Annotated in this window: 7 protein-coding genes; 1 reads left to right on the forward strand and 6 read right to left on the reverse strand. The window is 68.3% G+C overall.

What is annotated here, in order from left to right; genetic code table 11:
- Nucleotides 1-239: 239 nt before the first annotated feature.
- Nucleotides 240-1,283 (reverse strand): class II fructose-bisphosphate aldolase, encoded by a 1,044-nt coding sequence (fbaA, locus tag G6022_RS14915; protein WP_182638808.1) that lies wholly within the window; start codon nucleotides 1,281-1,283, stop codon nucleotides 240-242.
- A 191-nt stretch (nucleotides 1,284-1,474) separates the two neighbouring features.
- On the opposite strand from fbaA, the gene G6022_RS14920 reads away from it, so the two are divergent.
- The gene (locus G6022_RS14920) at nucleotides 1,475-2,110 is read left to right on the forward strand and encodes a DedA family protein (RefSeq protein WP_182638812.1); all 636 of its coding nucleotides are present in this window, start codon (nucleotides 1,475-1,477) and stop codon (nucleotides 2,108-2,110) included.
- A 9-nt stretch (nucleotides 2,111-2,119) separates the two neighbouring features.
- Here the strand turns inward: G6022_RS14920 and G6022_RS14925 are convergent, their stop codons facing one another.
- From G6022_RS14925 to G6022_RS14945, 5 genes are all read right to left on the reverse strand, one after another.
- Nucleotides 2,120-2,302: a hypothetical protein gene (locus G6022_RS14925; RefSeq protein ID WP_179523504.1), complete on the reverse strand. Its 183-nt coding sequence runs from the start codon at nucleotides 2,300-2,302 to the stop codon at nucleotides 2,120-2,122.
- Nucleotides 2,299-2,505 carry a helix-turn-helix transcriptional regulator gene (locus G6022_RS14930; RefSeq protein ID WP_179523505.1) on the reverse strand — a complete coding sequence of 69 codons (207 nt, stop codon included), beginning with the start codon at nucleotides 2,503-2,505 and terminating at the stop codon, nucleotides 2,299-2,301. Before G6022_RS14930 ends, G6022_RS14925 begins: the two co-directional genes overlap by 4 nt.
- A complete protein-coding gene (locus tag G6022_RS14935) occupies nucleotides 2,505-2,984 on the reverse strand; it encodes a DUF2975 domain-containing protein (RefSeq protein WP_182638810.1) in 480 nt (159 codons plus the stop codon). The genes G6022_RS14930 and G6022_RS14935 overlap by 1 nt, the downstream gene beginning before the upstream one ends.
- A 109-nt stretch (nucleotides 2,985-3,093) precedes the next feature.
- Entirely contained in the window at nucleotides 3,094-3,783 is a 690-nt protein-coding gene (locus G6022_RS14940) for an RNA methyltransferase (protein WP_347237786.1), read from the reverse strand.
- The gene (locus tag G6022_RS14945) at nucleotides 3,780-4,613 is read right to left on the reverse strand and encodes an SDR family oxidoreductase (RefSeq protein WP_182638816.1); all 834 of its coding nucleotides are present in this window, start codon (nucleotides 4,611-4,613) and stop codon (nucleotides 3,780-3,782) included. The genes G6022_RS14940 and G6022_RS14945 overlap by 4 nt, the downstream gene beginning before the upstream one ends.
- Nucleotides 4,614-4,628: the final 15 nt, after the last annotated feature.

Consider the following 4,628-nt stretch of genomic DNA (forward strand, 5'->3'; position numbering starts at 1 on the left):
ATCATCGGATCCACCACCGCACCCCCCTGCGCCAATCGGACTCGCCACCATTCGAACGTGTGATCCACCTTATCGCCCGGGGCGGAACAGCACAAGTGTTCGATCCAGAATTGCCGGGCATGGCGCCCAGACCACCCGGTGATCACACGACAGCGGCGCCTCTCCACTGGAGGAGAGACGCCGCTGGTGGCACCGACCCCGTCGGGTCGCCGTGAGTGTGATCAGGCCGAAGCCGCTGGTCAGGCAGAGGCGCCCTTGGACTTGCCGGCCGACTTGAGGTCGTTGCACGCCTCGACGACCCGCTCGGACATCCCCTGCTCGGCCTTCTTGAGGTACGAGCGCGGGTCGTAGACCTTCTTGTTGCCGACCTCGCCGTCGATCTTCAGGACGCCGTCGTAGTTGGCGAACATCTGACCGGCGATCGGGCGGGTGAACGCGTACTGCGTGTCGGTGTCGACGTTCATCTTGATGACGCCGTAGCTCAGCGCCTCCTCGATCTCGCTCTTGGCCGAGCCCGAGCCGCCGTGGAAGACGAAGTCGAACGGCAGGTCACCCTCGTTGAGACCGAGCTTCTCCACCGCGACCTCCTGGCCCATCTTGAGCACCTCGGGACGCAGCACGACGTTGCCCGGCTTGTAGACGCCGTGGACGTTGCCGAACGTCGCGGCGAGCAGGTAGCGCTGCCCGGTGTTGCCGGCCCCGAGCGCGTCGATGGTCGCCTCGAAGTCCTCGCGGGAGGTGTAGAGCTTCTCGTTGATCTCGTTCTCGACACCGTCCTCCTCGCCGCCCACGACGCCGATCTCGATCTCGAGGATCTGGTTGGCGCTGGCCGTCTTCTCGAGGAGCTCCTTGGCGATCTCGAGGTTGCGGTCGAGCGGGGTGGCCGAGCCGTCCCACATGTGCGACTGGAACAGCGGGTTACGCCCGGCGTCCACGCGCTCCTGGGAGATCTGGATGAGCGGGCGCACGAAGGTGTCGAGCTTGTCCTCGGGGCAGTGGTCGGTGTGCAGCGCGACCAACACGTCATACTTCTCGGCCACGATGTGCGCGAACTCGGCCAGCGCGACCGCGCCCGTCACCATGTCCTTGACGTTCAGGCCGGACCCGAATTCCGCTCCACCCGTGGAGAACTGGATGATCCCGTCCGAGCCCGCGTCGGCGAATCCCTTGATGGCCGCGTTGATGGTCTCGGAGGAGGTGCAGTTGATCGCGGGGTAGGCGAAGCCCTCCTTGCGAGCCCGGTCGAGCATGTCCTTGTACTGCTCCGGGGTGGCGATAGGCATTGACGATCCTCCAGATTTCGGCACTGTGACTCATCCCATCCTACGAGGTACCGCGAGGTGGCGGGCCCCGGAGGACCAGCGGGGGCACGGTTTCAGCCGTTTCCCAGCAGAGCGGGTCTACGATTCCCGAGGTGAACACGCACCTGGTGGCCGAACAGGCCCAGCACGTCCTGGCGCTCGGTCCCGGATTCATGGACCCGGAGTTCTGGCTGTCCGGCGACGGACCGTTCGGCAACGCGATACTCCCGGCTCTCCTCGCCGTGGTCTTCGTCGAGTCCGGTCTGCTGTTCCCGTTCCTCCCGGGCGACTCACTGTTGTTCACCGCGGGGCTGCTCACCCAGCAGGACAACCCCTTCGCACCACTGTGGGTGGTGCTGGTGGCCGCCCCGATCGCGGCGTTCCTCGGCGACCAGGTGGGCTACTTCATCGGCAACCGGTGGGGCCACCACCTGCGGGAGCGGCCGGACGGGCGGATCTTCAAGCAGGTCTACATCCGCGAGGCCCACGAGTTCTTCGACAAGTGGGGGCCGGCCACGATCATCTTGTGCCGCTTCGTGCCGATCGTCCGCACCTACGCGCCGCTGGTGGCGGGCATGGCCGGGATGCGCTACCGCGTGTTCGTGCTGTTCAACATGGTGGGTGCGGTGTTGTGGGCCGCGGGGGTGACCGCACTCGGCGCATGGTTGGGGCAATTCGCGCTGATCAAGGAGCACATCGACCTGATCCTCATCGGGATCGTGCTGATCTCGGTCATACCGATGGCCGTCACCGCCGGGCCGAAGCTCGTCGACCGCATCCGCAACGGGCCCTCCGCCCCGGCGGCCTGAGCCGGGTCTCTACCGTGGTCGTCCGCCCCGCCAACGGAGGGCGGCGACCGTCGCCCCGACCACCAGGACCACACCGATCCCCTGAAGGCCCGGGGAGTCGTCCGCCCCGCCGAGGACGATCGCCACTCCCCCGAGGCCCACCACGCTCAGCACCCCGACGAGGACCAGGGCGAACCCCGCTGCGCTCCTCATTCCTCCACCCATTCCAGCAGGTCCCCGGGCTGACACTCAAGCACGCGACACATGGCCTCGAGCGTGCTGAACCGCACCGCCTTGGCACGCCCGTTCTTCAGCACCGCGACGTTCGCCGGCGTGAGTCCCACCCGCTCCGCGAACTCACCCACGCTCATCTTGCGCCTGGCGAGCTCTACGTCAATCCGCACAACGATCGGCATCACACCACCGTGTCCATCTCGAATCGCAACGAGGTGGCCTGCCGGAGGAGCGCCCGCATGACGACCATGAGCAGCGCCGCGACGGTGATGATGACGACGACGAGGAAGAGCAACAGCGGCAGTCCGGGATCGTTCGCGTTGACGCCCACGAGCACCAGGACGAGCACGAGCATCCCCCAGGCCGCGACGATCGCCCCGAGGATCACGTCGACCCAGATCAGTGACGCGTCGGTGAAGATGCGGTCGTCCTTGACCAGCGTGAGCAGCTTCCAGGTGGCCACCACCACGACCTGGATGCACAGCACCCAGTAGATCGACACCGCCGTCAGTGGCCACCGCAGGTGTGCGTCGCCCGGCGATGTCTCAGCCATGTGCGCGAACTGCCCGGGCAACGACATGGTCTGCAGCAGGAGCAGTACCGCGAACAGCACCACCAGGGACACCCGCAGCGGCAGGACCGCTCGTCTTTCGATCTCCATCTCACGACTATGGATGATTAACTATCGAAAATCAATAGATAGATGTTGCACCTCGGGTGGCACAGCCCAGGTTGGCCAGCCCAGGTCGGCCAGCCCAGGTCAGCACAGCTCAGGTCGGCGCAGCGTGCTCGCGGACCCACGCGTGCATCGCGATCCCCGCGGCCACGCCCGCGTTGATGGACCGGGTCGAGCCGAACTGGGCGATCGACACGGTCTTCGCCGCCCGTCGTCGCGCGTCGGCGCTGACCCCGGGACCTTCCTGACCGAACAGCAGCACACACTCGCGCGGGAGCCGGGCGGTCTCGAGCGGCTCGGCGCCGGGGAGGTTGTCGACGGCGACGACCGGCACCCCTGAAGATTCGGCCCAGTCCATCAGCGCGGCCACGTCCTCGTGATGGCGCAGGTGCTGGTAGCGGTCGGTGACCATCGCCCCGCGACGGTTCCAGCGACGTCGTCCCACGATGTGCACCTCCGCCGCGAGGAACGCGTTGGCCGTCCGGACCACGGTGCCGATGTTGGCGTCGTGACCGAAGTTCTCGATGGCCACGTGGAAGGGGTGCCGCCGGGTGTCGAGGTCGGCGACGATCGCTTCTCGCCGCCAGTACCGGTAGCGGTCGACCACGTTGCGGCGGTCGCCCGAGTCGAGCAGGTCCGGATCCCAGCGGTCGCCCGTGGGCCGCGGCTCACCGGGGCGCTCGAGCTCCCACGGTCCGACGCCCACGAGCCCATCGCCCCACTCGGTCGGCCCGGCGGCGGGATCCGCCGTCGCCACCTCGCGGTCGGCAGCGGGGCCGCTCACGAGGTGAGTCGTCGATTGACCAGCCTGATGACCCGCCCCGGCCCGATCTGGGACGCCAGGTACATCGCGGTGGCCTGCGTACCCACCGGCCGGTGGACCTCGCGACCGAGGGCGCCGCGGATCCGACCCAGCACCCCGGACGGGGTGCGCCGCGTCTGCTCGGCCAGCCCGAGGATCTCGCCGGCCACGTCGGCCTCGGTCAGGCGGACGCCCATGTTCCGCATCCCGGCGGTGTCGACGCCCTCGAGCATGCCGGTACCCACGTAGAGCGGCCACACCGAGCACACCCGGATGCCCTTCGGCCCCCATTCGAGGTCCAGCGCCTCGGTGAGGCCGCGGACGGCGAACTTGGTGGCCGAGTACACGGCCATCTCGGCCTGGCCGTAGATCGCCGACGCCGAACAGAGGTTGACCACGGTCGGGGCCGGGGCCCTCTCCAGGTATCCGAACGCCGCCCGGCAGCCGTACATCACGCCCTTGACGTTGACGTCCACCAGCGCGGAGTCCCGCTCGTAGCTCGCATCCGTGAACGGCATCCCGTACAGCAGCCCGGCATTGTTGACCAGGACGTCGAGCGCACCGCCGGAGCGGTCGGTCAACTCCGCCAGGGCGGACTCCCAGGCGGCCGGGTCCGTGACGTCCAATGCGCCGGTGACCACGCGGTCATCCCCCCGCGCCCACTCGCACGGTTCCAGGTCGAAGGCACCCACGAGGTAGCCGGCGTCGGCGAATCTGCGCGCGGTGGCCTCGCCGATCCCGCGACCGGCGCCGGTGATCAGGACCGTGCGGATCCCGGTTCCGCCCGGCGAGCCCGCGCCGGCGACGCTCACGCCGACCGCCCTGCC

The sequence above is a fragment of the Dietzia sp. Cai40 genome, assembly GCF_014145165.1.
Lineage (GTDB): Bacteria > Actinomycetota > Actinomycetes > Mycobacteriales > Mycobacteriaceae > Dietzia > Dietzia natronolimnaea.

Coding starts and splice junctions, on each gene's coding strand:
- G6022_RS14920 (WP_182638812.1), top strand. CDS start 1,475: ATGGACCCGGAGTTCTGGCTGTCCGGCGACGGACCGTTCGGCAACGCG.
- fbaA (WP_182638808.1), bottom strand. CDS start 1,283: ATGCCTATCGCCACCCCGGAGCAGTACAAGGACATGCTCGACCGGGCT.
- G6022_RS14935 (WP_182638810.1), bottom strand. CDS start 2,984: ATGGAGATCGAAAGACGAGCGGTCCTGCCGCTGCGGGTGTCCCTGGTG.
- G6022_RS14930 (WP_179523505.1), bottom strand. CDS start 2,505: ATGCCGATCGTTGTGCGGATTGACGTAGAGCTCGCCAGGCGCAAGATG.
- G6022_RS14925 (WP_179523504.1), bottom strand. CDS start 2,302: ATGAGGAGCGCAGCGGGGTTCGCCCTGGTCCTCGTCGGGGTGCTGAGC.